Source organism: Streptomyces sp. NPDC058307, assembly GCF_042880295.1.
Classification (GTDB): Bacteria; Actinomycetota; Actinomycetes; order Streptomycetales; family Streptomycetaceae; genus Streptomyces.
In genome coordinates this window covers 65,601-91,504 of the sequence record NZ_JBHVYZ010000001.1, presented here as the reverse complement: position 1 = coordinate 91,504, position 25,904 = coordinate 65,601, and the positions used below count along the sequence as shown (strand labels likewise).

Below are 25,904 nucleotides of genomic sequence, written 5' to 3'. Positions count from 1 at the left end.
ACGGGGGCGCGGGTGCCGTTGCCGGAGAGCGAGGGGGCGGGTCCGTGCGGTACGGAGTTCGCACCGCACGGACCGCATTAGTCAGCTGTGACCGACGATGGGGCGGGCCGTGTACGGCCCCTCCAGCTCCTCGATCTCCTTGTCGCTGAGCTCCAGTTCGACGGCTGCCACCGCGTCCTCGATGTGGTGCGGCTTGCCCGCGCCGACGATCGGGGCCGCCACCGTGTCCTGGGCCAGCAGCCAGGCCAGGGCCACCTGGGCGCGCGGGACACCCCGGTCGCCGGCGATGCGGGAGACGGCCTCGACGATCGTGCGGTCGCCCTCCTGGTAGAGGCGGCTGCCGAAGTCGTCGGTGGCACTGCGGTCGGTGACCGTGCCCCAGTCCCGGGTCAGCCGGCCACGGGCCAGCGGGCTCCACGGCAGGGCGCTGACCCCCTGGTCGGCGCAGAGCGGCAGCATCTCGCGCTCCTCCTCGCGGTAGAGGAGGTTGTAGTGGTTCTGCATGGACACGAACCTGGTCCAGCCGTGCCGCTCGGCCGTGTACTGCATCTTGGAGAACTGCCAGGCGTACATCGAACTGGCCCCGAGGTAGCGCACCTTGCCCGCCTTCACCAGGTCGTGCAGCGCCTCCATGGTCTCCTCGACCGGGGTGCGGGGGTCGAAGCGGTGGATCTGGTACAGGTCGACGTAGTCGGTGCCCAGACGCCGCAGACTGTGGTCGATCTCCGTCATGATCGCCTTGCGGGACAGCCCCGCGGCGTTCTGTCCGGAGCGCGTCCGGCCGTGCACCTTGGTCGCGAGCACGATCTCGTCGCGGTTCGCGAAGTCCGCGAGGGCCTTGCCGACGATCTCCTCGCTGGTGCCGTCGGAGTAGACGTTCGCGGTGTCGAAGAAATTGATCCCGGCGTCCAGTGCCTGCCGTATCAGGGGCCGCGAGGCCTCCTCGTCGAGCGTCCACTCGTGCACGCCGCGGTCCGGCAGGCCGTAGGACATGCAGCCCAGACAGATCCGCGAGACGTCCAGGCCCGTCGAACCGAGCTTCACGTACTGCATCGTTGCTGCTCCTGCCTTCGAGAGGGGTCCGAAGGGGAGCCTACGACTTCGCGCTTCGGCATCCTCCGGGCTCGACCAGATCCAGTGCCCGCTCCCACCCGAACTCCTCGCCCCCGGCGCCCTGGTAGGGGTGTCCGAAGCGCACTCCCATCCCCCGCAGCCTGATCAGACTGTCCTGGTAGGCGGGGTGGGCGGCGAGGTCGTCGGAGACACAGGGCAGGACGCCGATCGGGATGCCCCGGCCTGCCACCTCGCACAGCGTGCCGAGAGCGAGGGTGTCGGCGATGCCGGCCGCCCACTTGTTGATCGTGTTGAAGGTGGCCGGGGCGACCACGACCGCGTCCGGGTCCGGGAAGGGCCGTGGGTCCCCCGGGCGGCGCCACGCGGAACGGATCGGGTATCCGGTCTGCGCCTCGACGGCGGCCGCGTCGAAGAAGCCGTTCATGGCGGTGGGGGTGGCGATGACGCCCACGTGCCACTCCCGCTCCTGCGCGGCGGTGATCAGCCTGCCGACGCCCGCCGCGATGCCGGCGGCGCAGACGACAATGTACAAGAAGGGCGGTATCTCGTCCTGATCGGTCACGCCGGAACCCTACTCAAGCGGGAATGACAGCCCGCGCTCGCTTTCGGGCCGCGGTCCGTGGATCCGGCGCTCCTTCTCCTCGATGGGCACGTCGTTGATGCTCGCCTCGCGCCGGGTCATCAGCCCGTGCCCGTCGAACTCCCACAGCTCGTTGCCGTACGACCGCCACCACTGCCCTTCGGTGTCCCGGCACTCGTACTGGAAACGGACCGCGATGCGGTTGCCGTCGAACGCCCACAGGTCCTTGCGCAGCGCGTACTCCCGCTCGCGCGCCCACTTCGCGGTGAGGAACTCGACGATCTGGGCGCGGCCGGTGACGAAGGTGCCGCGGTTGCGCCACACGGAGTCCTCCGAGTAGGCGAGTGCCACTCGCTGCGGATCGCGGGTGTTCCAGGCGTCCTCGGCGGCCCGCACCTTCTGGGCGGCGCTCTCGCGGGTGAAGGGCGGCAGGGGCGGGCGGTCGGTCATGTCATCCTCCATCGCGAGAACGTGCGTTCTCCAGGGTGCCTGCTACCTCTCGGACCGGGTGGCGGCGCAGGTCCGGGCGCACAAGAAGGCGTTCGGGGACTACCTCGCCTCCCTCGTCGCCGCGTCGGGGCGGCCCACGGCGCTGTCAGGACCGCTCTTCCTGCTCGCCGAGGGAGCCATGGTGACGGCGGGGATCACACACAGCACCCGCCCCGCGGCGGAGGCGCGCGAGGCGGCCCGGCTGCTGCTGGACTGCCGCTGAGTTCGTCAGGCGGCGGCGAGTGAGATGACTCCGGCACGGGCTGTGGCGAGGGAGTCCGCCGAGGGTCCCTCCAGACCCGCCACCCGGTTCGACGTTCGCCTCACAGCTGGCGGAGGTCCTTCCTGGCCGAAGCGCCGGGCGGTGATCCGGCCGGGCTGCTGAAGTGCCGGCCCCGGACAAGGTGCACCCCGACCGACCCGGCCACACCGCCGCCCGACGGGCCAGTGAAGCTGCGGGCGCCCGGGCGGCGGCCGAGGGGACCGTGGCGCTGCGCGAGAGGCTCCGGGTCACGACCCTCGCCCCGGGCGGTGAACCAGCCGGGCGGCTGAAGTGCCGGCCCGAGACACGGTGCGCCCCGACGGGACCGTGGTGGCGGCTGCTGTTCGTGCTCACCGTCAAGGCCGGGGGCGAGCGGTTCACGGCGTACGACCTCGTCGCGCCGAGCCGGGGCCGTTGCGGCAGGTCGGGCTCGGAGTGCCCGGCCCGCCCTGCCGGGTCAGCTTGCCGTCTGGGACACGGCGATGGCGGCGACGGGGCAGGCGCGGGCGGCCTCACGGACCATGGGGTCGCCGTCACCGTCCTCCCTGCCGGGCAGGAGCGTGCTGAAGCCGTCGTCGTCCTGGGTGAAGACGCCCGGGGCGGCCAGCGCGCACTGGCCCGCCCCGATGCAGACGTCCTTGTCGATGTGGATGTCCATGCGCATCGTGGAGCCTCTTACCAGGTCACGGGGAGTTCCAGCATCCCCTGGATGGTGTCGCCGGGTTTGAAGGGGATCTCCTCGGCGGGGGCGGCGAGACGCAGGGTGGGCAGCCGGTCGAAGAGAGTGCGCAGGGCGATCTCCAGTTCGGCGCGGGCGAGGTTCTGGCCCAGGCACTGGTGGATGCCGAAGCCGAACGCGATGTGGTGCCGGGCGGGCCGGTGCCAGTCGAGGGCGTCCGGGTCGGCGTAGACGTCCTCGTCGCGGTTGACGACCGAGGTCGAGAAGACGACCCCGTCGCCCGCACGGATTGTCGTCCCGGCCACCTCGATGTCCTCGAGGGCCATCCGCAGCAGTCCGTCGGCGATCGACAGCATCCGCATGAGCTCCTCGACCGCGTTCGGGATCAGCGCGGGGTCAGTGCGCAACTCGGCCAGCCGTTGGGGGTGTTGGAGGAGGGTGAAGGTGCCGAGCGAGATCATGTTCGCGGTTGTCTCGTGACCGGCGACCAGCAGGATGATCGCCAGCGCGATCAGTTCCTCACGGTTCAGCTCCCCGTCCCGCAGCTGCTGGTGGACGAGTTCGTCGAGTACACCGGCGCCGGGTTCCGGCTGTTTCTGTTTGCGGTCGATCAGGTCGTCGAAGTACTTCTCGAGTCGGTCGCGGGCGTCCATGACGTCGTCGGCCGCAGGACCGCGCAGCAGACGCCGGGACTGCCCTTCGAAGAAGTCGTGGTCGGTGTAGGGAACGCCGAGCAGGGCGCAGATCACGGTCGAGGGGACGGGCAGCGCGAAGGCACTCACCAGCTCGGCGGGCGGTCCCTGGGCGATCATCGCGTCGATGCGTTCGTCGACGATCTCCTGGATGCGGGGGCGGAGTTCGGTGGCCCGGCGGAGCGTGAAACTGGGGACCATCATGCGTCGCTGGACGCGGTGTTCGGGATCGTCGACTCCCAGCAGCGCGGTCCTCCGGTTCCTGATCGCCGCGAAGCGTGCCGTGGGCGCGGGAAAGCCGTCGCGGGTGCGGTCCGTGGACAGCCGGGGGTCGGCGAGCAGGGCGCGCGCGGTGCCGTGTCCGGTGACCAGCCAGGCCGGACGGCCGTCGAAGAGGGTGATCCTGGACAGCGGGCGGTCGGCGCGCAGGGGGTCGTAGGCGGTGGGCGGGTGGTAGGGGCAGGTCCGGTCCTGGGGGAAGGTGACGGGTTCCGTTTCCGTCATGGAAGACCTCGCAGACGAAGGGTGCGTCGTGCAGATCTTCATTAGATGCCCGGGGCATCTATGGGGCGACGAGAAGTTCGGCCAGATCGGTGGCGGGGACGATCTGGCCGGAGATCGTCGCCCTGGGACGGGAAGCGGCGGGCGGCGTTCACGTCGGGGCGGCCGTGGCTTGGAATGTCGACTGCGCCGACGGGAACGCCGCCCTCGGTATCCGGCCATGCCCGGGCTCACGGGATGACGGGCCACCAGTCCGTCCCCGGCCATCCGGAGGTGCGGGGCGATGGGGCCGCTGGATCCGCGTCCCGCCCGACAGGTGGGCCGGCCGGGTCACGGGGTATCCGGTAGGGATGATTCCGCTGCGGGACGGTGTTGTCCCGTGCGAGAACTCCGCAGCCGGCGACGACGAGGAGACGGTAACCATGCCTCTTGAGGGCGAGTACGAGCCCAGCCCGACCCAGTGGGTGCGTGAGCAGGTGGAGTTGTACGAGAGCTCCGGCGGCGCCGAGGGCAACACCCTCATGGACACCGGGCTGCCCGTCATCGTGCTGACGACCCGCGGCGCGAAGAGCGGAAGGCTCCGCAAGACGCCGCTGATGCGGGTCGAGCACGAAGGGCGTTACGCCGTGGTCGCCTCGCTGGGCGGCGCGCCCAAGCACCCGGTCTGGTACTACAACGTCAAGGCCGACCCGCATGTCGAGCTCCAGGACGGCGCGGTCAAGCGGGACTACGTCGCCCGCGAGATCACCGGCGCCGAGAAGGACGAGTGGTGGGAGCGGGCCGTCGAGGCGTACCCGCCGTACGCCGACTACCAGAAGAAGACGGACCGGGTGATTCCGGTCTTCGTCCTGGAGCCCGTCGACGGGGACTGACCGCCCTCGGAGAAATCTTCGGCAGACGACGCATGCACCGGCTCCGGCCGGGCACCCGTGCGTCAGGCCCCGCCGCGTTCCCCCGTCGCGGCGGGGCTTTCTCGTGCCTCCTCGGCGGGCCGGTCGGTCACGTCGAGGAAGATCTGGTCCGCCTCGGCCACGGTCCGGGAGACGGACCGCTTGATGCGTACGGCGACCTCCTCGACCCGCTCGCTGTCCAGGCCCGGCACCAGGTCGACCCGGGCGGCCACCAGGACCGAGTCCAGCCCCATCTTCATGGTGAACAGCGCCTCCACGCTGTCGATCTCGGGCTGCGCGTCCAGCACGGCCCGGATGCGGGCATCGGCCTCCGGGTCGGCCGCCTCACCGATGAGCTGCCCCTTGGCCTCGCGGCCCAGCCGGTAGGCCACGTAGACGAGCAGCACACCGATGGCCAGGGAGGCGGACGCCTCCCACACCACCTGGCCTGTGACCATGTGCAGCGCCATGCCGATCATGGCCAGGGTCACGCCGAGCACCGCCGTGCCGTCCTCGGCGACGACCGTGCGCAGCGCCGGGTCCCGCATGCCCTGCGCGACCCCGCCCTGCTTGTGCACCTGGTGCAGCGCCCGCAGCAGCGAGACTCCCTCGGCGAGGAGGGCCACACCCAGCACGATGAGGCCGGCCACATAGCCGCTGAGCGTCTCCTCGGCGCCGTTGCGGAGTGCCTCCACGCCTTGGAAGAAGGAGAAGCAACCGCCCATCACGAAGATCCCGACGGCCGCGATCAGCGACCAGAAGAACCTTTCCTTGCCGTAGCCGAAGGGATGGCGCCGGTCGGCAGGGCGGCGGCTGCGGCGCAGCGCGGCCAGCAGGAAGACCTCGTTGAGGCTGTCCGCGACGGAGTGCGCCGCCTCCGACAGCAGCGCCGGCGAGCCCGCGAAGAGCCCGCCGACCGCCTTGGCCACCGCGATCACCAGATTCGCCGCGAGTGCCACCAGCACGGTGACGCGTGTTTTCCGGTCCGCTGAGTTGTTCGTAGATGTCCCGCTCACCCACGCCGACTGCCCGCCTCCCGGGCACTCACACCGTGCCGATTCCCGAAAACGGGGAACGCGTCCAGGACAGGCGTCAGACAGGAGGAAGCATGGGCAGCGCCGACGACGGCAACAGCACGCTCGGCCACAAGGCGTTCAAACGGTCCAAGAGCCATTTCGCGGACCGGGTCACCGCCGACGGCCGGGACGGCTGGCCGGTGGAGGCCGGCCGCTACCGCCTGGTGGTCAGCCGCGCGTGCCCCTGGGCGAGCCGGGCGGTGATCTCACGACGGCTGCTCGGGCTCGAGGACGCGCTCTCGATGGCGATCACCGACCCGATCCAGGACGACCGCAGCTGGCGTTTCACCCTGGACCCGGACGGCCGCGACCCGGTGCTCGGCATCCGCTACCTCAGCGAGGCCTACGACAAGCGGGAGAGCGACTATCCCGGCGGGGTGAGCGTGCCCGCGCTCGTGGACATTCCCAGCGGGAAGCTCGTCACCAACGACTACCAGCAGCTCACCCTGGACCTCGCCACCGAGTGGACGGCCCTGCACCGCGAGGGAGCGCCCGATCTGTATCCGCGGGCGCTGCGCGACGAGATCGACACGGTGATGGCGGACATCTACGAGGACGTCAACAACGGTGTGTACCGCGCGGGTTTCGCCAGCTCACAGGAGGAGTACGAAGAGGCCTGCGCGGGCTTGTTCCGCCGGCTCGACCTGCTGACACCGCGGCTGGCAGGGCAGCGGTATCTGGTCGGGGACACCATCACCGAGGCGGACATCCGCCTGTTCACGACACTGGTGCGTTTCGACGCCGTCTATCACGGTCACTTCAAGTGCAACCGCTGGAAGCTGGCGGAGAACGAGGTGCTGTGGGCGTACGTCCGCGACCTCTACCAGACGCCGGGCTTCGGTGACACGGTCGACTTCGACCACATCAAGCGGCATTACTACCAGGTGCACACCGGTATCAACCCGACCGGCATCGTGCCGCTGGGGCCGGACCTGGCGGGCTGGCTGACGCCGCATCACCGTGAGGAGCTCGGCGGCCGTCCGTTCGGCGACGGGACTCCGCCGGGGCCGGCACCGACGGCCGAGGCGGTTCCGGCGCACCACCGACCCACCACTGAGCCGACCCACCACTGAGCCGACCCACCACTGAGCAAGGAGATCGACGTGGCAAAGAAGAAGAAGCTGCCCCTCGCCTACAAGCCCCTCGGCTTCGTACTGGGCTGGACGAGCGGAACGCTGGCGGGACTGGCCTTCCAGAAGACCTGGAAGGCCATCCGGCACGAGGACGATGCGCCCGACGCCCTGGACCGTGACCGCGGCTGGGGAGAGATCCTGCTGGCTGCGGCGGTCCAGGGCGCCATCTTCGCCGTGGTTCGCAGCGCGGTGGACCGCGCGGGCGCCACAGCCATCGAACGCTCCACCGGAGTCTGGCCGGCCGACGACAAGGGCGGCCGCGACTGACTCAGCCCTGCTTGGGCGCGGTCGGGGTGACCAGGCGCACGGTGAAGGAGTGTCCGGCGGGGTCGGCGTAGCCGCGTTCCTCGAACGGCCCCGCCACGTCCTTCGCCTCCAGTGGTCGCCCGCCGAGCTCCACGACCTTGCGCTCGACCGCGTCCAGGTCATCCACCACGAAGTCGATGTGGGCCTGGAGGGAGTTCTCGGGGCGGGGCCAGCTCGGCGGTGTGGCGTTCACGTCACGGCGGAACGCCAGCCGGAAGCCGTCCGCTCCCCTGATCTCCACGCGGTTCGCGGTCGCGTCGGTCTGCTCGGCCGCCAGCAGCTCCTTGTAGAACACGGCGAGCTTCTCGGGCTCGGCACAGTCGAGCACGACGACCCCCGCTTTCACCAGTGCCATGTCTCCTCCGAAGGGTTCGGCCACGGGGTGTTGGCGCCCCGCGGCCCGTACCTTGCGGATATCCCGGCACGGCCGATTCAGTCGGCGACCGACCACTCCCCGTCCCGCATCAGGTCACGCCCGGTGAGCTCCTCGACCTCCCGCCAGGCCTGCACCCGCCGCGGACGGACGCGAAAGTAGAGGTAGGGCGTGGTGAGCTGTCGGGGATCGAAGCCGGTCCTCGCGGCGAAGCCGTCCCCGTCCTCCTGGCTCAACTCGACCTGGGTGATGGTCTCGACGGTATCAGTCTGGCCGTTCGCGCCTGCTTCCACCTCCGCCTTTCGGCCTAGGACGTGTCGCAGCGTCACGGCGTGGGCCCCGAATCCCTGGCGCTCGTAGAAACGGATCGCCTCCGGGTTGGCCGCGTAGGCGGCTACCTCCGCCTGCACGGCCCCCTGTGCCCCGGCCCAGGCCAGGAACTCCGCCACCAGGCGGGCGCCGACCCGCCCGCGCCGGTGGGCCGGGCGGACGTACAGGCCGTTCAGCGTGGCCGCCTTCACGGGCCGCACGGCCGAGGGTTCGGTCAGCGACCCGGTCAGGTGTCCGACCACCTCACCGTCGTACGCCACCACCAGGACGAGCCGTGCCGGGTCCGCCAGGGCCGCGCGGTGAGCTCTTCCTCGGTGGTCATGGCGCTCACGCTAGCGGCCGACACTGACAGTGGATTTCTTGGACAGGTGTCCCGCTATAGTGGACACCTGTCCAAGAAGTGGGGAAGCTGATGGAGATCCTGGCGAACGTGCTGGTCGGCCTGGTGGCGGCGCTGCATGTGTACATCCTGGTGATGGAGATGTTCCTGTGGCAGAAGAAGCCGGGGATGTCCTTCCACGGGTTCGACCGGGAGATGGCCCGGGCCACTGCCCCGATGGCCGCCAATCAGGGGCTGTACAACGGGTTCCTCGCGGCGGGGCTGGTGTGGGGGCTCGTCGCCGGGGATCCGACCGGGTTCCGGGCGCAGGTGTTCTTCCTGGTGTGCGTGATCGTCGCCGGGGTGTACGGCGCCGTCACCGCCAACGTCCGGATCCTCGCCGCGCAGGCGTTGCCGGGCGCGCTCGCCCTGGCCGCCGTCCTCGTGACGCAGTGACCCGCCCCGCACCGGAGGACCCGCGGGCGGCCCGCACCCGGGCGCGACTGCGCCAGGCACTGCTCGCGGAGTGCGCCGAGCGGCCGCTGGAGGAGGTCGGCGTGGCCGCGCTGGTCCGGCGGGCCGGGATCGGCCGGGCCACGTTCTACGTGCACTACGACGGCCTGGAGGCGCTCGCCGTCGACGCCTGCGCGGACGTCGTACGGGAGGCCGTGGAGGCGCTGCACGCCTGGCGCGGGCGGCCCGACCCGGTGCACGCGCCGCCCGCGCTCGGGGAGTTCTTCGCCTCGCTCGCCCCGCACGCCGCCCTGTACCGGTCCCTGCTCGCCCCGGGCGGCGGCGGACCGCTCGGCAGGGTCCTGCACCGGGATCTGAGGGCCTACAGTCTGCGGGAGCGCGAGTTCGCGGGTGCCGCCGACGCCCCGCTGGTCGCCTCCGCGGTCGCGGCCACCTTCGCCGGCGTCCTCGCCGACTGGCTGCACGGCCTGCTCGACGCCACCGCGGCCGAAATCGCCGACCAGGTCTGGCAGTTGCTGGTCGCCCTGCACGCCAGCCGGTGAACTCGGCTCACTTGCAGGCCATGTGCTCCTTGAGCAGGGGCCAGGCCTCGACGCCGTCGGGTGTGCGGACGTACGCCGTTGCGCGGTCGCCGGTCAGCCACAACTCCCGGTCCTGGTAGCGGTATCCGGTGTCCTGGGCGTTCACCGGCAGGGCGGCCGAGCCGTCGTAGGCCGCGGTGAGCATGTCGGGTTCGAGCAGGCCCTGCGGGTCACGGCCGTACGTCCGGCCGCCGAGGTCGAGGAAGTGCACCTGCCGCCAGCCGCAGTGCGCGTCCCCCGCAGCGCTGCTCACCTCGGTGGTCGGCACCCGCCGGCCCGCGCGGTCGGTCCAGATCTCGTAGCCGTGGGAGGCGGTCCAGTCTGCCGGGAGTTCGGACGGGTCGCAGGACGCGCTGGTCTCCGGGCCCCAACCGGGCCTGTCCTCCTGGTCCTTGGCGACCACGACCGCCACCTTGGTCCGGCCGTCGACGTCGTAGGAGTACAGCACGCGGTCCGCCGCCTCGCGCTCCACGCGGTAGCCGGATCGGGGGTCGCCCGGGTCGAACAGGTCGAAGTACAGCTTCAGCCCTTCCTCCGGGCTGTCCCCGCCGTCGTCCCTGCTCCAGCCGTCGGGGCCGTTGCCGTTGTGGATCTCCCCCGCGCACTCCAGGGCCCGGCCCGCGGCCCCGGAGGCGAGCCGCAGCGCCTGCGGGGAGTGCTCGTCGAGTTCCTTCGTCGGTACGTCCATCGGCCCGTCGTAGGGCGTGGCCGGTGCGGCGCCCTCGACCACCACGCCCTCCCCGGACTCGCACCCCACGACCGTCATGACCATGATCGCCAGCACCGCACACAGCCCTCTGCGCATTCCCGCCCCCCGCACGCCGTCCGCCTTCGTGATCCTTCGACGCCGGGGCGGCCGGGAACGTTCAGCGCGCCGCCGTCTGGAACGTGCGCCGGTACACCTGCGGTGACACCCCGATCGCCGCATGCAGGTGCTGGCGCAGGGACGCGCCCGTGGCGAAGCCCACGCGGCCCGCGATCTGGTCGACCGACAGATCGCTGGACTCCAGGAGGTGCCGGGCCCGGGCGATGCGCTGCTGGATCAGCCAGCGCCCGGGGCTCATGCCCACCTCGTCACTGAAGCGGCGGGCGAAGGTGCGCAGGCTCATGCGGGCGTGGCCGGACAGGTCGCCCAGGGTCAGGGGCTCGTCGAGGCGTTCCAGCGCCCAGGCGCGGGTCCCGGCCGTGCTCGTGGCGCCCTGTTCCGGGACGGGCTGTTCGATGTACTGGGCCTGACCGCCGTCCCGGAACGGCGGGACCACACAGCGGCGGGCCACGGTGTTGGCGAGTTCGCTGCCGTGGTCCTTGCGGACGAGGTGCAGACAGACGTCCACACCGGAGGCGGCCCCGGCCGAGGTGAGAATGCGGCCGTCGTCGACGAAGAGCACGTCGGGGTCGAGGTCGACGTGCGGGTACATCCGCCGGAAGAGGTCGGCGAGCTGCCAGTGGGTGGTCGCCCGGCGGCCTTCCAGGAGACCGGCCGCGGCGAGGACGAAGGCGCCGGTGCAGATGGAGACGATCCGGGCGTCGGGGCTGATGAGCGCGAGCGCCCCGCGCACCTCGTCCGGGAGCTCGGCGGGCATCCGCTCCGGGGAGACGGGGGTGATCACCACGGTGTCAGCCGTGGCGAGGATCTCGGGTCCGTGCTCGACGCCGATGGTGAAGTCGGCGTTGGTGCGCACCGGTCGGCCGTCGACCGTGCAGGTCAGCACCTCGTACCGGCCGTCGGCCGCGCCGAGGATCCGGCTGGGGATGCCCAGCTCGAAGGGGTACACGCCGTCCAGGGCCAGCACCACGACCCGCTCGGTCCGCTGGGTCCACTGGGTCCGCTCCACATGTCGCATGGCACGATCCTATCGAAGCTTGGCAATCGTGCCATTTTCCTGGCGGGCGGGGCCGGGCAGGCTGGACGACCATGAGCACTGTGAACACCATGCGAGCCATCAGCCAGGACACCCTCGGCGGTCCCGAGGTCCTCAAGGAGATCGACGTAGAACGCCCCGCGCCGCGCCCCAACCAGGTACTGGTCCGGGTGCGGGCGGCCGGCCTGAACCCGACCGACTGGAAGCACCGCGCCACCGGCGGCTTCCTCGGCCAGCCGCCGTTCGTCCTCGGCTGGGACGTCTCCGGCGTGGTCGAGGCGGTCGGCATCGGCGTCGCCACTTTCAAGCCCGGCGACGAGGTGTTCGGCATGCTGCCGTACCCGTGGGGCCACGGTTCGCACGCCGAGTACGTGATCGCGCCGGTGCGGGCCCTCACGCACAAGCCGGCGTCGATCGACCACACCCAGGCGGGGGCGCTGCCCCTCGTGTCGCTGACCGCGTGGCAGGCGCTGGTGGAGAACGCCGAACTACGGCCCGGACAGCGGGTGTTGATTCACGCGGCGGCCGGAGGCGTGGGGCATGTGGCCGTGCAGATCGCCAAGGCGCGGGGTGCCCATGTGATCGGCACCGCGAGCGTGGGCAAGCACGACTTCCTGCGCGAGCTCGGCGCGGACGAGGTGATCGACTACCGGGAGACGGACTTCGCCGAGGCGGTGAAGGACGTCGACGTCGTACTGGACACGCTGGGCGGCGAGACGTCCGTGCGGTCGCTGCGGGTGCTGCGGCCGGGCGGGGTCGTGGTGTCGATCATCCCGCTGGGCACGGACGAGTTCACCGAGGAGGCCGAGCGGCTCGGCGTGAGGGCCGTGCGGATGCTCGTCGACGCGGACCGCGCCGGGATGGACGCGATCGTGGACCTGGTGGAGAAGGGCGAGCTGCGGCCCACGATCGCGGGGACGTTCCCGTTGGCCGATGCCGCCGAGGCCCACAGGCTCGGCGACACCGGCCGTACCACCGGGAAGCTGGTCCTGGTGGTCGACTGACGTCTCAGACCGACCTCTCAGAGCGTCAGCACGGGCCGGAACGTCCGCACGGGTCAGAACGTCAGCACGGGTCAGAACATCCGCACGGGTCAGAACGTCAGCACGGGTTTGATCGCCTTGCCCGCGCCCATGTCCCGTACCGCCTGGTCGATGTCCGCGAACGGATAGGTGCTGATCAGGCGGTGCAGCGGGAGCCGTCCCTCCTTCACCAGGCGGACCAGGGCGGGGATGAAGCTCTGCGTCTCGGCGTCGCCGAGAGTGAGGCCGACGACCCGCTTGCCGCCGAGCAGCCCGTTGACGTCCAGGGAGACCTCGGTGCCGAACGGCGGGGCGCCGACGACGACCAGCGTGCCGCGCGCGCCGAGCGCGTCGACGCCCTGGCGCAGGACGGTCACGCTGCCCGTGGTCTCCACGATGCCGTCCGCGCCCTGACCGCCGGTGATCGCGGCGAGCGCCTCGCCGAGGTCCTCCTCGCCGGCATTGACGGTGTGAGTGGCGCCCAATTCCCTTGCGAGGGTGAGCCGTTCGCCGAACCGGTCGACGGCGACGATCGTCGTGGCGGGAGTGAGGGCGGCGGCCATGACCGCGGACAGGCCCACCGCTCCGGCGCCGAGCACCACGATGGTGGAACCGGTGACGGGCTTCAGGACGTTCCACACGGCGCCGACGCCGGTCTGCACTCCGCAGCCGAGCGGGGCGATGGACTCCAGCGGCACGTCCTGGTCGACCTTGACGAGGCTGCGCTCGTCGACCAGGGCCCGCTCGGCGAACGAGGACTGGCCGAAGAAGTGTCCGCCGAGCGACTCGCCGTCCCGGCTGATGGTGCTGGTGCCGTCGGCCCGGCGGCCGCCGAGGAGGTTCAGCGGCAGCCAGCCGGCGCAGTAGGCGGGGTGGCCGCCGTCGCAGTTGCGGCAGTCGCCGCAGGACGTGAACGACAGCACGACGTGGTCGCCCGGGGCGACGCCGGTGACGGCCGAGCCGACGGCCTCGACGACTCCCGCCCCCTCGTGCCCGAGGACACCGGGCAGCGGGAAGGGCAGTCCGCCGCTCGCCACGCCGAGGTCGGTGTGGCACAGGCCGGTCGCGACCATGCGGACGAGGGCCTCATGAGGGGCGGGCTCGTCGAGGGTGACGTCGGAGAGGGTGAAGGGCGCGCCGCCGGACTCGACGACGGCGGCACGGGTGGTGGTGGACATCGCGGGGACTCCTTGGAAGGCGCTCAGTCGAGCGAGACGACGACGGACTTGACCCTGGTGTAGGCGTCGAGCGCCTCCGGGCCGTACTCGCGGCCGTAGCCGGAGTCCTTGACCCCGCCGAAGGGCACCGCGGGGTCGAGCATCGCCCAGTCGTTGACCCAGACGATGCCCGCCTGGAGGCGGTCGGCGACCCGGTGCGCGCGGGCGAGGTTGGTGGTCTGGACGCCCGAGGCCAGGCCGTACGGCGTGGAGTTGGCGAGGGCGACGGCCTCGTCCTCGGTGTCAAAGGGCTGCACGGTCAGGACCGGGCCGAAGATCTCCTCCTGCACGACCCGGGAGTCGTTGGAGAGATCGGCGATCACGGTGGGCTTGTAGTAGAAGCCGCCGTCGAGGTCGAGGCGTTCACCGCCGCAGACGATCCGGCCGCCCTCCTTGCGGGCCAGGTCGACGTACTCCTCGACCTTCTTCAGGTGCTTCTCCCCCGCCATCGGACCGACGACGGTCCCGGGGTCGCGCGGGTCGCCGACGGGCACGCCGGGCACGGCGTCGGCGAGGATGCCGAGCAGGGTGCTGTGGACCGAGCGGGCCACGAGCAGGCGCGGGCCGCCCATGCAGAACTGGCCGGTGTTGAAGACGAACGCCTTGATGATCGCGCCGACCGCCTTCTCCAGGTCGGCGTCCTCGAAGACGATGTTGGCCGCGTTGCCGCCGAGCTCCATGGTGACGGGCTTGAGGGCCTCGCCCGCCGTCGCCGCCACATGCCGGCCGATCGCGGTGGAGCCGGTGAAGGCGACCTTGTCGACCCCGCGGTGGCGCAGCAGGGCCTCGCCGGCCACCGGTCCGGCGCCGGTGACCACGTTGACGACCCCGTCGGGGACCCCGGCCCGCTGGAGCAGTGCGGCCATGTAGAGGGCGCTGAGCGGGGTCTCGTCGGCCGGCTTGTGCACGACCGTGTTGCCGGCGGCGAGCGCGGGGCCGATCTTGGAACCGGAGAGGATCAGCGGGAAGTTGAACGGGGTGATCGCGGCGACCACGCCGAGCGGCTCGCGCTTGGTGTAGGCGAGGGCGTTCATGGGCGTGTTGCGGACGGAGCCGTCCAGGGAGTGGGCGAGGGCCGCGAAGTGCTCGTAGTCGTTGGCCGCGTTGGTGACGTCCACGGCGTGGCACAGCGAGATCGGCTTGCCGACGTCCAGGCTCTCCAGCTGGGCGAGTTCGTCGGCGTTCTCGCGGATCAGCTCGGCGACCCGGTGCAGGATCCGGCCCCGCTCGCGACCGCTGAGACCGGACCAGGCGCCGTCGTCGAAGGCCTCCCGGGCGGCACGGACGGCCGCGTCCACGTCGGCGGCGCCGGCCTCCGCGACGGTGGTGACGACCGCGCCCCGGGACGGGTCGACCACCTCGGTGCGCGCACCGTCGGCGGCCTCACGCCACTGGCCGCCCACAAACAGCCGTCCGGGTTCGATCTCGATGGGGGACATCGCGGCTCCTCAGCTTCGTCGCCAAGATTTCAACAAACAGGATTCCTGTTGGTTCGCAGTCTCTTTACAGACAGGTTTCCTGTCAATGGTCTAGCCTGAACCCATGCTCGACACACAGCTGACCAAGGCGCCCCCGTCACTCCTCTACATGGTGAAACAGGTGGAGCTCGTCGTCCGTTCCCATCTGGACGACCTGGTCAGGCCCTCCGGGATCACCGCCCTGCAGTACACGGCCCTCACGGTCCTCGAGCGGCACGACGGGCTGTCGGCGGCGCAACTGGCCCGGGACTCCTTCGTCACCGCCCAGTCGATCGCCGATCTCGTGCGCTCCCTGGAGACCCGCGGACTGGTCCGCCGGGAGCGCAATCCGAGGAACCGCCGCGAACTGCTGATCCTGCTGACCGAGGAGGGGCGTGCGCTGCTCGCGCAGCACGAGGGCCCCGTAAAGGAGCTGGAGGAGCGGATGGTGCGGGACCTCACCGCGCACCAGACCGAGCAGTTCCGTCAAGCGCTGACCAGGGCCTGGCACGCCCTGTCGTGAGCCGGGCGCGAGCCCCGCGTGAACTCGGTGCGAACCGACGGTCGCAATTCGAAGACATATGTCAATCGAACATGCTCAAATTCGCTCCATCGAGGGTAACTTGCAGGGCGGGAAAAGGATTTCTACGCGCCTGTGGAGCCGGTTGGAGGCCAAGTCGTCGTGCAGCAGGAACCTGCGCCGCCGTCCCGGCATCTGCGCGTCCACGAGGACCGCGGTCACACCGTGCTGGAGTTCCGCGGGGAGATCGACATCGCCGCGGCCGTCGAGCTCCTTCCCCACCTGGACCGGGCCACCGGGCATCCCGGCGCGCGGCTGGTGATCGACCTCAGTGGCGTGGAGTTCTTCGACTGCTCCGGGCTGCGGCTGCTGTACCGGGCCCGCTCCCGTGTGCTCGACCACGACGGCACGCTGCTCCTGGTCTGCACGCACCCCCTCACCCTGCGGGTCATCAAGGTGACCGGCCTGGCCCGGCTGCTGCCCCCGCTGCCGTCGCTGGACGCGGCCCTGGGCCAGCCCGAGGCGACGTCCGAGACGTTATGACGGTCCGCTATTCACCGTGGGGCGAATCGAACAGGGCGCTGACCGACTCGCCGTTGTGAATGCGCCGTACGGCCTCGGCGAGCGCGGGCGCGATGGACAGGATGCGCAGCTTGTCGGTGCGTTCCTCGACGGGGACCGGCACGGTGTTGGTGCACACGATCTCCAGTACGTCGGGCTGCTCACCGATCCTCTTGAGGGCACCGTCGGCGAACAGACCGTGCGTGCACGCGACCCGTATGGAGCGCGGACCCAGCTCACGCAGTCTGTCGAGCAGTTCCAGCACCGTGCTGCCCTTGGCGATCTCGTCGTCCAGCACGATCACGTCCCGTCCGGCGACCTCGCCGATGACGTCGCTGATGCTGACCCGGTCGTCGGCGAAGCGCTGCTTGGCGCCCGCGGCCACCTGGGCGCCGATCAGCCGGGCGAAGGCGGCGGCCTCCTTGGCGTTGCCGAGGTCAGGGGAGACCACGGTGGTGCGGGTCAGGTCGTACCGCTGGAAGTGAGCGGCCAGCTCACGCAGGGCGTGCAGATGGTCGACGGGCACCGAGAAGAAGCCGTGCACCTGCGGGGAGTGCAGGGTCATGGCGAGGACCCTGCTCGCGCCCGCCGCCACCATCAGGTCGGCGACGAGGCGTCCGCCCAGCGAGATACGGGGCGCGTCCTTCTTGTCGGAGCGGGCGTAGGAGTAGTGCGGCATGACGACGGTGATCCGGCGCGCGGAGGCACCACGGGCCGCGTCGCACATCAGCAGCAGCTCCACCAGGTGCTCCTGGACCGGCCTGACCAGCGGCTGGACGAGGAAGACGTCCCGCTCCCGGCAGTTGGCCTGAAGCTGCACCTCCAGGCAGTCGTTGGCGAACCGGCTGACCCGGGTGGGACTGAGCGGCACCCCCAGATGCGCGCAGACCTCCGCCGCCAGCTCGGGGTGGGCGCTACCGCTGAACACGGCGATGTCTCGCACGGACCTGCTCCTATGATGATCATCTCGGGTTGCCCGGCTCATGCTACTGGCCTGCGCGCCGGCCACCCGGGTGCCGAAATTCGGTTGCGGTGACCCGGTCGGCGGACGCCATCATGGCCACGTCCACGTTCCCTCATGTCAGGATCCCTCGCATGCGCCGACTCCTCGAATCGACCCAGCGCCCCCTTCGGCCCACGGTTCTCGAGGACTCGACCCCGTATGCACACCCTGAACATCGGAATTCTGGCCCACGTCGACGCCGGTAAGACCAGCCTCACCGAGCGGCTGCTGTTCGACCACGGCGCGATCGACCGGCTCGGCAGCGTCGACACCGGTGACACCCGCACCGACGACGGTGCGATCGAGCGGCAGCGCGGCATCACCATCCGCTCCGCGGTCGCCTCGTTCACCGTCGGTGACACCCGGATCAACCTCGTCGACACCCCGGGGCACTCGGACTTCATCGCGGAGGTCGAGCGCGCCCTGGAGGTCCTCGACGGGGCGGTCCTGCTGCTGTCCGCCGTGGAGGGCGTACAGGCGCAGACCCGGGTGCTGATGCGGACCCTGCGCAGGCTACGGCTGCCCACGCTGATCTTCGTCAACAAGATCGACCGGTCCGGTGCCCGCGACGAGGGCCTGCTCGCGGACATCCGGCGCAGGCTGACGCCGTACGTCGCCCCGCTCACAGAGGTGACGGGCATCGGCACGACCGGCGCCGAAGTGGCCGCCCGGCCCGGGGACGGCCGGCTGGCCGAGGCCCTCGCCGAGGTCGACCCGGACATCCTGACGGCGGTCGTGGACGGCCCCGCGCCCACCCCGGACGACGTGCGTGGGGCCCTCGCCGCCCGCACCGCCGACGGCTCCTTCCACCCGGTGTTCTTCGGTTCCGCCCTCGGCGGCCAGGGCGTGCGCGACCTGGTCGAGGGCGTGATCCGGCTGATTCCGGCCGGCCCCGCGACACGAGACGGCGAACCGCGCGGCACGGTGTTCGCCGTACGCCCCGGACCCGGCGGTGAGCGCACCGCGTATCTGCGGCTGTACGACGGTGAGGTGACGGAGCGTCAACGGCTGACGTTCCTCAGGCGCGAGGCCGACGGCGCGACCAGCCGGGTCTCCGGGCGGGTGACGCACCTGAGCGGACCCCTCACCGCCGGGAACATCGCGGCGCTGACCTTCTCCGCCGACCTCCGTGTCGGCGACCGCCTCGGTGAACTCACCGACCGCGCACCGCAGTTCGCGCCCCCGACCCTTCAGACCCTGGTCACGGCCCGCCACCCCGGTCAGGCGGCCCGGCTGCGCTCGGCGCTGCTGACCCTCGCCGACCAGGACCCCCTCATCCACGCACGCCCCACGGCCGAGGGCGCCACCTCGCTGCTCCTGTACGGCGAGGTCCAGATGGAGGTGCTCGCGGCGACCCTCGCCCAGGACTTCGGTGTCGAGGCGGACTTCGAACCGGGCCGGGTGCGGTACCTGGAGCGGCCGCGCGGCACCGGGGAAGCGTGCGAGGAGCATCCCTGGCATCTGGGGACCCGTTACTGGGCGACGATCGGACTGCGGGTCGAGCCGGGCGAACGCGGCTCGGGTGGCGTCTTCGCGTACGAGACCGAACTCGGCGCGCTCCCCCGGGCGTTCCACCAGGCCATCGAGGAGACCGTCCACGCGAGCATGCGGACCGGTCTGAGCGGCGCGAGCGTGACGGACTACCGGGTCACCCTGGTCCGCTCCGGATTCATCGGGCCTCTCAGCACCGCCGCCGACTTCCGGGGGCTCACGCCGATCGTGCTGCGCCGGGCCCTGGAGCGGGCGGGGACGCGGCTGTTCGAGCCGTACCACGCGTTCGAGGCGGAGGTGCCGCTGGACGCGCTGGCTGCGGTCACTGGGCAACTCGCCGCCGCCGGAGCCGAGTTCACGGGAACCACGGGCGGGGCCACGGCATGGGTGATCACCGGTGAGCTCCCGGGCCGGAGGGTGCGGGAGCTGGAGCTGCGGCTGCCCGGGCTCACCCGCGGTGAAGGGGTGTGGTGGTCCAGGCCCTCGGGTGACCGTGAGCTCAAGCCGCACTAAGAGCGCTCACCACGACACCGGCAACCGGCGCGGTCCCCGTGTCATCTGTCCCTCCCGCCAGTCGATCGTCTCCGGCGTGAACTCGGCCCGCAGTCCCGGGAACCGGACCGCCAGCCGGTGCAGGGCCAGCCCCAGCTCCAGGCGGGCCAGCCAGGCGCCCAGACAGTGGTGGGGACCGGCACCGAACACCACGCTCGGTGTCGTCAGCGGGGCGAACAGGTCGGTCTCGCCGGGCTGCGGAAAGACGTCGGGGTCCCTGTTCGCCGCGTTGGTCTGGACGGCGACCACGGCCCCCGCCGGGATCGTCACCCCGCCGACCTCGGCGTCCTCGACGGCCCGGCGGATCAGCCCCGGCAGCACCCTGCCCTCGCTCAGCGGGATCGTGCGCAGGAGCTGTTCGACGGCGCTCTCGGCGGACTCCTGGCTCTCGGCGAGACCGGGCCAGGCCTGCAGCCCGTCGGTGAGGAGGTGGACGACGATGTTTCCGAGGGCGGTCATCGTCGTCTCGTGCCCGGCGACGACCAGACCCAGGACCAGCATGACCAGCTGCGACTCGTCGATCCCGAGACCGTCGCCGGCCACGACCAGGGCACTGACCAGGTCGTCGCCCGGCTCCTTGCGCCGCTCGGCGATCAGTTCCGCGCAGAAGTGGCCGAACTCCCCCATGGCCGCGCCGACTTCCTCGGCGGTGTGCGCGCCGCCGGACAGGGCGTGGTCGGCCCAGTCGCGGATGCGCTCCCAGTCGGCGTGTTCCAGACCCATCAGCCGGGAGATCACCGAGACCGGCAGGCGGCGGGTGAACCCCTCGACGATGTCGGCGGGCTGCGGCTGCCGTGCGAGGTCGTCGAGGAGGGTCTCCACCACGGAGGCGGTCCAGGGCCGCCAGCGGGCGATCGCGCGCGGGGTGAAGGCCCGCTGGACAGTGCCGCGCAGCAGTTGATGGGGCGGCCCGTCCTGGTTGAGGAGGCCGTCCGGGGAGTCCAGCAGGTTCGGTACGAGGAGCAGCGGCGGGGCGTCCTCCTCGTGGAGCGACTTCCTGTTGAAGCGCGGGTCCATGAGCACCTGGCGCACGTCGGCGTAGCGGGTGACGAGCCACACCGGGGTGCCGGTGGCCAGGGTGGTGAGCCGGGGCGGGCCGTTCCCGGGCAGGGGGATACGGTGCATGGGACAAAGGGTCCGGGACGTGCTGTCTGTGCTCATCCAGGTCTCCAGACACGCCGGTACGCGAGTTCCCCACGCTAGTGCGCCCCGGTGTGTCCCGTCAGTGTCCCAATCAGCCAACAAGACGGTCCCACCGGGCTTTTGGGAGTTATCCGTGGGCATCCGTGCAGTAGGAAGGAGGGCCGTCGCATGACGACTCCCATCAGGCGCGTGTCCAGGCGCATGCCCGGTTGGGCGAAGATACTGACCGCCGTCGTGGTGGTGCTCGTGGTGTTCTTCGCCGGTATCCGGTTCAGCGTGCTCCCTGGCCTCAAGGACCTGTTCGGCACGGAGACCCACGACCGAACGGGTCCCGCACTTCTGGAGTCCATCCAGGACATCAGCCGTTACGACGCCGCCTCCGGCAATTTCCAGGTGGTCGTGGACCTGGAGAAGGACACGAAGTTCCTGCCCGACGCGATCCGCGGCTCCCGCACCCTGTACGTGGGAGCGGGCGCCGTCGACGCCTACGTCGACCTCGGCAAGGTCGCCAAGAACGACGTGACGGTCAACGAGGACCGCACGGCCGCCACCCTCCACCTGCCGCACGCGCAGCTCGGCAAGGCCACGCTGGACGCCGACCGCTCCTACGCGGTCTCCAAGCAGCGCGGTCTGCTCGACCGGCTCGGCGACTTCTTCTCCGACAACCCCAACAGCGAACAGGCCGTGCAGAAGCTCGCGGTGAAGCACATCACCGAGGCGGCGAAGGAGAGCGAGCTGACCAAACGGGCCGAGACCAACACCACCAACATGCTCAAGGGACTGCTGAACTCGCTCGGCTTCAAGAAGGTCGAGGTCACCTACGGCACCTGATCAGCGGCCACGTGGTAGCCGACGTGCCCTGACCGGGTGCCGCAGCGGCGGCGCCCGGTCAGGTGCGGCGAACTGCTCCGGGCGGGTCACGGCGAGGAACGCGAGGGCCCCGGCCGGCAGCGGCGATACCAGCCCCCGACCGGGGGCCACACCGACGGATCCGCGACGGCTGCGGCGAAGGCGGTGCGCAGGTTCTGTGCCACGACCCGGCGTCTGAGCGGACCGTCGGCTCAGGAGTTCGGCCGTGGCCACGCGCGCAGTACTCCGGCTTGCGTGCCCCCGGCTGTACGAGGGGAAACCGGAGGCCGGCCGATGTGCGGCGGCATCCTCGGACCGTTCAGGGGTAAGCGCCTTTCGACACTGGGAAGTTCGAGAGCGGAGGATCCAATGGCCTGGGCGCCGTCACGTTCGCGAGCGGGGTCAGATACCGGCACCGTCAGGACCGAGCGCGCGGTGAAGCCCGCTCGCCCCCGGCGAGATCCGCTCTCCCTCGTCGTCCGTTTCGTGGCGATGGTGTTCGCGTTCGTGTTCATGGTGGCGTTCGCCGTCGTCCTGGCCCGGCTCACGCTCGAACCCTCGCCGGCGTCGGTGGATCTGACGCACACCAACCTGCACCCCGGCGCCTCTCTCAAGGCCTATCTGGACCAGCCCGAGATGCGGGACGCCTTCAAGCAGATCGGCGGCAACATCCTGCTGGGCGTGCCGTTCGGGATCCTGGTGCCGGTCATCGCTCCCAAGACCCGCGGGCTGCTGCGGATCGTGCTGCTGACGGCGTTCGTGATGCTGCTCGTCGAGTTCGCGCAGGGCGCCCTCGTGGAGGGCCGGGCCTTCGACATCGACGACGTCATCCTCAACACCTCCGGCGCGCTGATCGGCTATCTGCTGCTGGGACGGCGGCTGAGCCGGGCGGTGCACAAGAAGCCGCGCGACAGGGCGGCGAAGAAGGCGTAAGGAATCCGAGCGGCGCTCGACTTCTGGTCTGTACCAGAGTATTGACGAGCCCTTAGTTCACTCCTTAAATCAAGAGGCGACACCTTCACCCCCCACCCCGAAGGAAGAGCCGTGGCCGCCTCACGCCTCCTGCGCAGATGTCTCCTCGCCGCACTGTCCGCCGTACTGATCTCCGCCGGAACCGCCCAGGCGGACCCGCCCACCGTCTCCCCCGCCGCCGCGGCGGTGACGTTCTCCGACACCTTCGACGGGCCCGCCGGAGCCGCGGTCGACTCCTCGAAGTGGCAGATCGAGACCGGCGACAACGTCAACAACCACGAACGGCAGTACTACACCTCGGGCAACAAGAACGCCGCCCTCGACGGGCAGGGCCATCTGGTGATCACGGCCCGGCGCGAGAACCCCGCGAACTACCAGTGCTGGTACGGCACCTGCCAGTACACCTCGGCCCGGCTGAACACCTCCGGGAAGTTCACCTCGCAGTACGGTCATGTCGAGGCGCGGATGAAGATCCCGCGCGGGCAGGGCATGTGGCCGGCGTTCTGGATGCTCGGCACCCCGGTCAACTGGCCGGACTCGGGCGAGATCGACATCATGGAGAACGTGGGCTTCGAGCCCTCGACCGTGCACGGCACGATCCACGGCCCCGGCTACTCCGGCTCGGGCGGCATCGGCGCCGGCTACTCCCTCCCGAACGGCCAGGCCTTCGCGGACGCCTTCCACACCTTCGCCGTCGACTGGGCACCCGACTCGATCACCTGGTCCGTGGACGGGACCGTCTACCAGCGGCGCACCCCGGCCGACCTGGGCGGCCGCACCTGGGTGTTCAACAAGCCGTTCTTCCTGATCCTCAACCTCGCGGTCGGCGGCTACTGGCCCGGCGACCCGGACGGCTCCACCGCCTTCCCGCAGCAGCTCGTGGTGGACCACGTGTCGGTGACCACCGGCGACACGGCCACCGGGGCGGCGATCCGGGGTCTCGCGGGCAAGTGCGCGGACGTCGCCGGGGCGAACCCCGCGAACGGGACCGCCGTACAGCTCTACGACTGCAACGGCACCGCCGCCCAGCAGTGGACCGTCGGCTCGGACGGCACGATCCGCGCGCTCGGCAAGTGCCTGGACGTGACGGGCGGCGGCACCGCGGACGGGACGGCGGTCCAGCTCTACGACTGCAACGGCTCCGGCGCCCAGCGGTGGACCGTCACGGGCGCGGGCGACATCGTCAACCCGCAGGCCGACAAGTGCCTCGACGTGGCGGGCAGCAGCTCGGCCAACGGTACCCGGCTGCAGTTGTGGACCTGCACCGGCGGCGCCAACCAGAAGTGGACGGTCGGCTGAGCCGGTGGGTCAGTGCCGGGTCCAGGTGAACTTGTCGCCGCCCACCCAGCGCACCACGTCCGGGTCGTCCAGGTCGTGGACCGTGATCCCGAAGGCGGCGGCCGCCTGCAGCACGTCGGTGACGGCCCTCGCCTCGCCGACCACCTCCCCGTCGATCTCCACGATCCGGAACGGCGGCGTGGTCGGCTGGACCCCGAGCACGATGATCCGCGGGTTGGCGATGTGCGGGCTCCCGATTTCGGTCATGGTTCGAGCGTAGAACGCATCCCGCCTCAGGGAGAGGCGGGCTCATCCGCCGAGCAGGTCGAGGACCGCCGCCTCGACCGCGCCCTGGGTGGCGGGCCGCCCGAAGTCCCCGTGTTCGCCCAGCCGGGTGAGCGCGGGGGCGATGGTCCTGCCCTGCTCGAACAACTCGAAGACCCGCGGGTCGATGTACGAGGCCCGGCACACCGCGGGCGTGTTGCCCAGGTAGTGGCTGACCTCGCGCACGGTCCTGGCCATCTGCCGGCGGCGGGCCGTCGGGGTGGCCCGGGCCTCCTCGGCGGTGACGGCGAGGGCGACCGCGGCCAGGACCGTGGCGTGCCAGGTCCGGAAGTCCTTGGCGATGGGGGTCCCCCCGGCTCGAGCGAAGCCGAGAGTTGGGGGAGTCGGTGCCGGACAGCCGGCGCAGCGCCTCGTTCAGGTCGGCGCCGTGCAGATCGTGCCAGGCGCCCCGCTCCCAGTACGCGAGCAGCCGGTCCCCGCCGCTCCTGCGGCGCTTGAGCGCGCGTACGACGGTCAGGGCGTCCTCGTCCACCAGGGCGCGGACCAGCTCGATGCCGCCCTTGGCCGGGTAGGCGAAGGTCAGCTCGTCGCGGCCGCAGGGGACGTGCTCGCGGAGCATGGTCGTCAGGCCATAGGTCTCCGTCTGGCGGGTGTGCCGGTCACTGCCGATCCGGAAGAAGCCGAGGTCGAGCAGGCGCACTGCGCAGGCCGTGACCCGGTGGCGGCTCAGGCCCCGCCCCGCGAGGTCCTCCGCGACCCGCTTGCGCAGCATGGGCAGGGCACGGGCCACCTCCCGCACGTGCTCGTGCTTGGCCTGCTCCTGCTGGGCGCGGAACCGCTCGTGGTACAGGTACTGGCGGCGTCCAGCGGCGTCGGTGCCCACGGCCTGGAGGTGCCCGTTGGGCCAGGGGCAGATCCACACCTCGCGCCAGGCGGGCGGGATGGTCAGGGCGCGGATGCGGGCGAGTACGTCCGGGTCGGTGACCGGCCTGCCCTCGGCGTCCCGGTAACGGAAACCCCGGCCGCAGCGGACCCGGGTGAGGCCGGGACGCTCGCAGGAACTGGTGCGCAGTCTCAAGGGCGCCGCCATTCGTCGCTCCCGAGGTGCGAGCCGGCCTGCGGGCCCATGCGGAGCATCCCGCCGTCGACGCTCCAGGAGGCGCCGGTGACGTAGCTGGCCTCGGGGCCGGCCAGGAACGCGATCACGGCGGCGACCTCGCGGGCGTCACCCGGGCGGCCGAGCGGGACACCGGGACGCTCCTCGGTGTGCACGTCGGTGTCCTTCTGGCCCGTCATCGGGGTGGCGATCTCGCCGGGCGCGACCGCGTTGACGGTGATGCCGTACTCGGCGAGTTCCAGCGCCATCACCTGGGTGAGCAGTCCAAGGCCGCCCTTGGCCGCGCAGTACGGGGCCGCGCCGACCCGCGGCTGGTGCTCGTGCACGGAGGTCACGTTGACGATCCGGCCGCCGGAGCCCTGGCGGATCATGTGCCGGGCGGCCCGCTGACCGCACAGGAACGGTCCTACCAGGTCGACGTCGAGGACCTCGCGGACCGTGTCGAGTTCCAGGTCCAGGAAGGGCGTCATGGTGCCGGTGCCCGAGTTGTTGACCAGGACGTCGAGGCGGCCCAGCCGGTCGCACAGCTCGTCGACGGTGTCCGCGGCGGCGGGCAGCCGGGTGAGGTCCATCTGCGCCACCTCGGCGCGTCGGCCGAGGGCGCGGACCTCCTCGGCGGTCTCCTCGGCGCCCTCGAGGTCGGTGTGCCAGGTGATGCCGACGTCCATCCCCGCCCGGGCCAGCCGGACGGCGGTGGCCCTGCCGATGCCGGAGTCGGCTCCGGTGATCACGGCCACCTTGGTGCGGGGTGCGGTGGGGGCGGACATCTCGGCCTCCTCGAGGGCGGGGGTGTCGTCGGGGGTCCGGGATCCGGGG

General features: G+C 71.1%; 28 protein-coding genes and 2 pseudogenes. 13 read left to right on the top strand and 17 right to left on the bottom strand.

What is annotated here, in order from left to right; all coding sequences use genetic code 11:
- Positions 1-81 precede the first annotated feature (81 nt).
- The 3 genes from ACFVYN_RS00440 to ACFVYN_RS00430 are packed head-to-tail and all read right to left on the bottom strand — an operon-like array spanning position 82 to position 2,104.
- Positions 82-1,053, bottom strand: a complete 972-nt coding sequence (locus ACFVYN_RS00440) for an aldo/keto reductase (protein ID WP_389990478.1) — start codon at positions 1,051-1,053, stop codon at positions 82-84.
- A 40-nt stretch (positions 1,054-1,093) separates the two neighbouring features.
- A complete protein-coding gene (locus ACFVYN_RS00435; protein WP_389990476.1) occupies positions 1,094-1,636 on the bottom strand; it encodes a flavoprotein in 543 nt (180 codons plus the stop codon).
- A 9-nt stretch (positions 1,637-1,645) separates the two neighbouring features.
- Positions 1,646-2,104, bottom strand: a complete 459-nt coding sequence (locus tag ACFVYN_RS00430) for a DUF1348 family protein (protein ID WP_389990474.1) — start codon at positions 2,102-2,104, stop codon at positions 1,646-1,648.
- 49 nt (positions 2,105-2,153) lie between these two features.
- On the opposite strand from ACFVYN_RS00430, the pseudogene ACFVYN_RS00425 reads away from it, so the two are divergent.
- A pseudogene (locus tag ACFVYN_RS00425) lies at positions 2,154-2,366 on the top strand (TetR/AcrR family transcriptional regulator); the annotation flags it as partial.
- Between the two features lie 496 nt (positions 2,367-2,862).
- On the opposite strand, the gene ACFVYN_RS00420 reads toward ACFVYN_RS00425, so the two are convergent.
- Positions 2,863-3,063, bottom strand: a complete 201-nt coding sequence (locus ACFVYN_RS00420) for a ferredoxin (RefSeq protein ID WP_389990978.1) — start codon at positions 3,061-3,063, stop codon at positions 2,863-2,865.
- Positions 3,064-3,080: 17 nt separating this feature from the next.
- Entirely contained in the window at positions 3,081-4,280 is a 1,200-nt protein-coding gene (locus ACFVYN_RS00415; protein ID WP_389990472.1) for a cytochrome P450, read from the bottom strand.
- Between the two features lie 419 nt (positions 4,281-4,699).
- Here ACFVYN_RS00415 and ACFVYN_RS00410 point away from each other — a divergent pair, with 419 nt between their 5' ends.
- Positions 4,700-5,149, top strand: coding sequence for a nitroreductase family deazaflavin-dependent oxidoreductase (locus ACFVYN_RS00410; protein WP_389990470.1), 450 nt, complete (start codon positions 4,700-4,702; stop codon positions 5,147-5,149).
- A gap of 62 nt (positions 5,150-5,211) precedes the next feature.
- Here the strand turns inward: ACFVYN_RS00410 and ACFVYN_RS00405 are convergent, their stop codons facing one another.
- Entirely contained in the window at positions 5,212-6,183 is a 972-nt protein-coding gene (locus ACFVYN_RS00405; RefSeq protein ID WP_389990468.1) for a cation diffusion facilitator family transporter, read from the bottom strand.
- 92 nt (positions 6,184-6,275) lie between these two features.
- Between ACFVYN_RS00405 and ACFVYN_RS00400 the strand changes: the two genes are divergently transcribed.
- The gene (locus tag ACFVYN_RS00400; protein WP_389990466.1) at positions 6,276-7,316 is read left to right on the top strand and encodes a glutathione S-transferase family protein; all 1,041 of its coding nucleotides are present in this window, start codon (positions 6,276-6,278) and stop codon (positions 7,314-7,316) included.
- A gap of 30 nt (positions 7,317-7,346) precedes the next feature.
- Positions 7,347-7,643 carry a DUF4235 domain-containing protein gene (locus ACFVYN_RS00395; protein WP_356596027.1) on the top strand — a complete coding sequence of 99 codons (297 nt, stop codon included), beginning with the start codon at positions 7,347-7,349 and terminating at the stop codon, positions 7,641-7,643.
- A 1-nt stretch (position 7,644) separates the two neighbouring features.
- Here the strand turns inward: ACFVYN_RS00395 and ACFVYN_RS00390 are convergent, their stop codons facing one another.
- Both ACFVYN_RS00390 and ACFVYN_RS00385 read right to left on the bottom strand, forming a co-directional pair.
- A complete protein-coding gene (locus ACFVYN_RS00390; protein ID WP_389990464.1) occupies positions 7,645-8,037 on the bottom strand; it encodes a VOC family protein in 393 nt (130 codons plus the stop codon).
- A gap of 77 nt (positions 8,038-8,114) precedes the next feature.
- The gene (locus tag ACFVYN_RS00385) at positions 8,115-8,645 is read right to left on the bottom strand and encodes a GNAT family N-acetyltransferase (RefSeq protein ID WP_389990462.1); all 531 of its coding nucleotides are present in this window, start codon (positions 8,643-8,645) and stop codon (positions 8,115-8,117) included.
- Positions 8,646-8,797: 152 nt separating this feature from the next.
- Here ACFVYN_RS00385 and ACFVYN_RS00380 point away from each other — a divergent pair, with 152 nt between their 5' ends.
- Positions 8,798-9,160, top strand: coding sequence for a DUF1304 domain-containing protein (locus ACFVYN_RS00380; RefSeq protein ID WP_389990460.1), 363 nt, complete (start codon positions 8,798-8,800; stop codon positions 9,158-9,160).
- Positions 9,157-9,720, top strand: coding sequence for a TetR/AcrR family transcriptional regulator (locus tag ACFVYN_RS00375; protein WP_389990458.1), 564 nt, complete (start codon positions 9,157-9,159; stop codon positions 9,718-9,720). Before ACFVYN_RS00380 ends, ACFVYN_RS00375 begins: the two co-directional genes overlap by 4 nt.
- 7 nt (positions 9,721-9,727) lie before the next feature.
- On the opposite strand, the gene ACFVYN_RS00370 is transcribed toward ACFVYN_RS00375, so the two are convergent.
- Both ACFVYN_RS00370 and ACFVYN_RS00365 read right to left on the bottom strand, forming a co-directional pair.
- Positions 9,728-10,564 (bottom strand): hypothetical protein, encoded by an 837-nt coding sequence (locus tag ACFVYN_RS00370; RefSeq protein ID WP_389990456.1) that lies wholly within the window; start codon positions 10,562-10,564, stop codon positions 9,728-9,730.
- Positions 10,565-10,625: 61 nt separating this feature from the next.
- Complete coding sequence (locus tag ACFVYN_RS00365; RefSeq protein ID WP_389990454.1) at positions 10,626-11,603, bottom strand: GlxA family transcriptional regulator; 978 nt, start codon at positions 11,601-11,603, stop codon at positions 10,626-10,628.
- A 71-nt stretch (positions 11,604-11,674) separates the two neighbouring features.
- Here ACFVYN_RS00365 and ACFVYN_RS00360 point away from each other — a divergent pair, with 71 nt between their 5' ends.
- Positions 11,675-12,625 carry an NADP-dependent oxidoreductase gene (locus ACFVYN_RS00360; RefSeq protein ID WP_389990452.1) on the top strand — a complete coding sequence of 317 codons (951 nt, stop codon included), beginning with the start codon at positions 11,675-11,677 and terminating at the stop codon, positions 12,623-12,625.
- An 89-nt stretch (positions 12,626-12,714) separates the two neighbouring features.
- On the opposite strand, the gene ACFVYN_RS00355 is transcribed toward ACFVYN_RS00360, so the two are convergent.
- A complete protein-coding gene (locus ACFVYN_RS00355) occupies positions 12,715-13,821 on the bottom strand; it encodes an NAD(P)-dependent alcohol dehydrogenase (protein WP_389990450.1) in 1,107 nt (368 codons plus the stop codon).
- 23 nt (positions 13,822-13,844) lie between these two features.
- Positions 13,845-15,299: an aldehyde dehydrogenase family protein gene (locus ACFVYN_RS00350; protein WP_389990448.1), complete on the bottom strand. Its 1,455-nt coding sequence runs from the start codon at positions 15,297-15,299 to the stop codon at positions 13,845-13,847.
- A gap of 103 nt (positions 15,300-15,402) precedes the next feature.
- Here ACFVYN_RS00350 and ACFVYN_RS00345 point away from each other — a divergent pair, with 103 nt between their 5' ends.
- A complete protein-coding gene (locus ACFVYN_RS00345) occupies positions 15,403-15,840 on the top strand; it encodes a MarR family winged helix-turn-helix transcriptional regulator (protein WP_389990446.1) in 438 nt (145 codons plus the stop codon).
- 159 nt (positions 15,841-15,999) lie between these two features.
- A complete protein-coding gene (locus tag ACFVYN_RS00340; protein ID WP_389990444.1) occupies positions 16,000-16,380 on the top strand; it encodes an anti-sigma factor antagonist in 381 nt (126 codons plus the stop codon).
- Positions 16,381-16,387: 7 nt separating this feature from the next.
- Here the strand turns inward: ACFVYN_RS00340 and ACFVYN_RS00335 are convergent, their stop codons facing one another.
- Complete coding sequence (locus ACFVYN_RS00335; RefSeq protein WP_389990442.1) at positions 16,388-17,341, bottom strand: ribose-phosphate diphosphokinase; 954 nt, start codon at positions 17,339-17,341, stop codon at positions 16,388-16,390.
- A gap of 219 nt (positions 17,342-17,560) precedes the next feature.
- Between ACFVYN_RS00335 and otr(A) the strand changes: the two genes are divergently transcribed.
- Positions 17,561-19,405 (top strand): tetracycline resistance ribosomal protection protein Otr(A), encoded by a 1,845-nt coding sequence (gene otr(A) / locus ACFVYN_RS00330; RefSeq protein ID WP_389990440.1) that lies wholly within the window; start codon positions 17,561-17,563, stop codon positions 19,403-19,405.
- 6 nt (positions 19,406-19,411) lie between these two features.
- Here otr(A) and ACFVYN_RS00325 read toward each other — a convergent pair whose 3' ends face one another.
- Positions 19,412-20,605 carry a cytochrome P450 gene (locus ACFVYN_RS00325; protein WP_389990438.1) on the bottom strand — a complete coding sequence of 398 codons (1,194 nt, stop codon included), beginning with the start codon at positions 20,603-20,605 and terminating at the stop codon, positions 19,412-19,414.
- A gap of 150 nt (positions 20,606-20,755) precedes the next feature.
- Here ACFVYN_RS00325 and ACFVYN_RS00320 point away from each other — a divergent pair, with 150 nt between their 5' ends.
- The 3 genes from ACFVYN_RS00320 to ACFVYN_RS00310 all read left to right on the top strand — a co-directional run bounded on the left by ACFVYN_RS00320 (position 20,756) and on the right by ACFVYN_RS00310 (position 23,707).
- Complete coding sequence (locus ACFVYN_RS00320) at positions 20,756-21,418, top strand: DUF4230 domain-containing protein (protein WP_007386567.1); 663 nt, start codon at positions 20,756-20,758, stop codon at positions 21,416-21,418.
- Positions 21,419-21,805: 387 nt separating this feature from the next.
- Positions 21,806-22,369 carry a VanZ family protein gene (locus tag ACFVYN_RS00315; RefSeq protein WP_389990436.1) on the top strand — a complete coding sequence of 188 codons (564 nt, stop codon included), beginning with the start codon at positions 21,806-21,808 and terminating at the stop codon, positions 22,367-22,369.
- A 111-nt stretch (positions 22,370-22,480) separates the two neighbouring features.
- Positions 22,481-23,707 carry an RICIN domain-containing protein gene (locus ACFVYN_RS00310; protein WP_389990434.1) on the top strand — a complete coding sequence of 409 codons (1,227 nt, stop codon included), beginning with the start codon at positions 22,481-22,483 and terminating at the stop codon, positions 23,705-23,707.
- A 9-nt stretch (positions 23,708-23,716) separates the two neighbouring features.
- Here ACFVYN_RS00310 and ACFVYN_RS00305 read toward each other — a convergent pair whose 3' ends face one another.
- From ACFVYN_RS00305 to ACFVYN_RS00295, 3 genes and pseudogenes are all read right to left on the bottom strand, one after another.
- The gene (locus ACFVYN_RS00305; protein WP_389990432.1) at positions 23,717-23,953 is read right to left on the bottom strand and encodes a hypothetical protein; all 237 of its coding nucleotides are present in this window, start codon (positions 23,951-23,953) and stop codon (positions 23,717-23,719) included.
- A 42-nt stretch (positions 23,954-23,995) separates the two neighbouring features.
- Positions 23,996-25,049, bottom strand: a pseudogene (locus tag ACFVYN_RS00300) (DNA topoisomerase IB).
- The gene (locus ACFVYN_RS00295; protein WP_389990430.1) at positions 25,046-25,855 is read right to left on the bottom strand and encodes an SDR family oxidoreductase; all 810 of its coding nucleotides are present in this window, start codon (positions 25,853-25,855) and stop codon (positions 25,046-25,048) included. Before ACFVYN_RS00295 ends, ACFVYN_RS00300 begins: the two are co-directional and overlap by 4 nt.
- Positions 25,856-25,904 lie beyond the last annotated feature (49 nt).

Coding starts and splice junctions, on each gene's coding strand:
- ACFVYN_RS00440 (WP_389990478.1), bottom strand. CDS start 1,053: ATGCAGTACGTGAAGCTCGGTTCGACGGGCCTGGACGTCTCGCGGATC.
- ACFVYN_RS00430 (WP_389990474.1), bottom strand. CDS start 2,104: ATGACCGACCGCCCGCCCCTGCCGCCCTTCACCCGCGAGAGCGCCGCC.
- ACFVYN_RS00420 (WP_389990978.1), bottom strand. CDS start 3,063: ATGGACATCCACATCGACAAGGACGTCTGCATCGGGGCGGGCCAGTGC.
- ACFVYN_RS00415 (WP_389990472.1), bottom strand. CDS start 4,280: ATGACGGAAACGGAACCCGTCACCTTCCCCCAGGACCGGACCTGCCCC.
- ACFVYN_RS00410 (WP_389990470.1), top strand. CDS start 4,700: ATGCCTCTTGAGGGCGAGTACGAGCCCAGCCCGACCCAGTGGGTGCGT.
- ACFVYN_RS00400 (WP_389990466.1), top strand. CDS start 6,276: ATGGGCAGCGCCGACGACGGCAACAGCACGCTCGGCCACAAGGCGTTC.
- ACFVYN_RS00390 (WP_389990464.1), bottom strand. CDS start 8,037: ATGGCACTGGTGAAAGCGGGGGTCGTCGTGCTCGACTGTGCCGAGCCC.
- ACFVYN_RS00380 (WP_389990460.1), top strand. CDS start 8,798: ATGGAGATCCTGGCGAACGTGCTGGTCGGCCTGGTGGCGGCGCTGCAT.
- ACFVYN_RS00370 (WP_389990456.1), bottom strand. CDS start 10,564: ATGCGCAGAGGGCTGTGTGCGGTGCTGGCGATCATGGTCATGACGGTC.
- ACFVYN_RS00365 (WP_389990454.1), bottom strand. CDS start 11,603: ATGCGACATGTGGAGCGGACCCAGTGGACCCAGCGGACCGAGCGGGTC.
- ACFVYN_RS00360 (WP_389990452.1), top strand. CDS start 11,675: ATGAGCACTGTGAACACCATGCGAGCCATCAGCCAGGACACCCTCGGC.
- ACFVYN_RS00355 (WP_389990450.1), bottom strand. CDS start 13,821: ATGTCCACCACCACCCGTGCCGCCGTCGTCGAGTCCGGCGGCGCGCCC.
- ACFVYN_RS00350 (WP_389990448.1), bottom strand. CDS start 15,299: ATGTCCCCCATCGAGATCGAACCCGGACGGCTGTTTGTGGGCGGCCAG.
- ACFVYN_RS00345 (WP_389990446.1), top strand. CDS start 15,403: ATGCTCGACACACAGCTGACCAAGGCGCCCCCGTCACTCCTCTACATG.
- ACFVYN_RS00325 (WP_389990438.1), bottom strand. CDS start 20,605: ATGAGCACAGACAGCACGTCCCGGACCCTTTGTCCCATGCACCGTATC.
- ACFVYN_RS00320 (WP_007386567.1), top strand. CDS start 20,756: ATGACGACTCCCATCAGGCGCGTGTCCAGGCGCATGCCCGGTTGGGCG.
- ACFVYN_RS00315 (WP_389990436.1), top strand. CDS start 21,806: ATGGCCTGGGCGCCGTCACGTTCGCGAGCGGGGTCAGATACCGGCACC.
- ACFVYN_RS00305 (WP_389990432.1), bottom strand. CDS start 23,953: ATGACCGAAATCGGGAGCCCGCACATCGCCAACCCGCGGATCATCGTG.
- ACFVYN_RS00295 (WP_389990430.1), bottom strand. CDS start 25,855: ATGTCCGCCCCCACCGCACCCCGCACCAAGGTGGCCGTGATCACCGGA.